Raw genomic sequence first — 1,484 nt, 5'->3', positions numbered from 1 at the left:
CCGCACCACCGGTGCGGAGGCCGCGGCCGTATCCGGGCCCCGCGGGGCCCGGCGAGACCGCCCAGGAGAGTGGATGGAAGAGAAGATCGTCGTGCACGGACCCACCGCGGTCAACGGCACCCTGCGCGTCTCCGGCGCGAAGAACAGCGTGCTGAAGCTCATGGCGGCGACCCTGCTGGCCGAGGGCGAGTCCACCATCACGAACGTCCCCGAGATCCACGACGTCGCGATCATGGCCGAGCTGCTGCGCCGGCTCGGCTGCACCGTCACCTACGAGCGCGCCGAGAAGACCGTGCGCATCGACGTCCCGGCGGATTTGCACCACCAGGCGGACTACGACCTGGTGCGGGCGATGCGCGCCTCGATCTCCGTGCTCGGGCCGCTCGTCGCCCGGTGCCACGTCGCCGAGGTGGCGCTGCCCGGTGGGGACGCCATCGGCTCCCGCGGCCTGGACATGCACCGCGCGGGGCTCGAGGCCATGGGCGCCGTGCTGCAGATCGAGCGCGGCTACCTCGTGGCGTCCGTGCCCCGGAGCCTGCGCGGCACGCACTTCCGACTGGACTACCCCTCCGTGGGCGCCACGGAGAACCTGATGATGGCCGGGACGCTGGCCGAGGGCACCACCGTCATCGACAACGCGGCCCGCGAGCCGGAGATCGTGGACATCGGCCGGATGCTGCAGGCGATGGGCGCCCGGATCGAGGGGCTCGGCACGAGCACCGTCACGGTCGTCGGGACGGAGTCCCTGCGCCCGGTCGAGCACCGGACGGTGCCCGACCGGATCGTGGCGGGCACCTGGGCGTTCGCGGCGGCCGTGACCGGTGGGACCGTGGCGATCGAGGGCGCGGAGCCCGCTCACCTGACCGTGGTGCTGGACAAGCTGCGCTCCGCGGGCTGCCGCGTGGACACGGACGGGGGCCGCTTCGTGGTCTCCGGGCCGCCGCGGCCGCGGGCGATCAACGTGTCCACGCTGCCCTATCCCGGCTTCCCCACGGACCTGCAGCCGTTCGTGGTGGCGCTCAACGCTGTCGCGGAGGGCTCGGGGATGGTCACGGAGAACGTGTTCGAGGCCCGCTGGGGCTTCACGGCCGAACTGGAGCGGCTGGGCGCGAGCGTGCGTCTCGACGGCCACCACGCCCTGGTCGCGGGCATGCCCGTGCTGTCCGGGGCGCCGGTGGAGGCGATGGACATCCGGGCGGGCGCGGCGCTCGTGATCGCGGGGATGGCCGCCGTCGGCACCACCGACGTGAGCGGCGTCCAGCACGTGGACCGCGGCTACGAGCACTTCGTGGAGCAGCTCGGCGCGGCCGGGGCCGCCGTCGAGCGGCACCTGGTGGGCACCGCCTTCTGAGCACGCCGGCACGACGACTTCTGGGGTGCGGTCGAGAACACCCTGGTCTTCTCGGCGCTCCAGCTGCTGTTCTTCTTCCCGATCCCCATCGGGCTGGCGATCCTGATCAACAGCATCCTGCACAACAAGGTGC

At 72.6% G+C, this 1,484-nt stretch carries 1 protein-coding gene; it reads left to right on the top strand.

What is annotated here, in order from left to right; all coding sequences use genetic code 11:
* Positions 1-73: 73 nt before the first annotated feature.
* Positions 74-1,351 (top strand): UDP-N-acetylglucosamine 1-carboxyvinyltransferase, encoded by a 1,278-nt coding sequence (gene murA, locus ACFU0Y_RS18155; protein WP_380216367.1) that lies wholly within the window; start codon positions 74-76, stop codon positions 1,349-1,351.
* The last annotated feature ends 133 nt before the right edge of the window (positions 1,352-1,484 follow it).

Source organism: Kocuria sp. NPDC057446, assembly GCF_042802875.1.
Lineage (GTDB): Bacteria > Actinomycetota > Actinomycetes > Actinomycetales > Micrococcaceae > Kocuria.
This window is presented reverse-complemented; position numbering and strand designations above follow the sequence as displayed.

What these genes read in the sequence shown, in the direction of transcription:
- murA (WP_380216367.1), top strand. Translation starts at nt 74, where the DNA reads ATGGAAGAGAAGATCGTCGTGCACGGACCCACCGCGGTCAACGGCACC.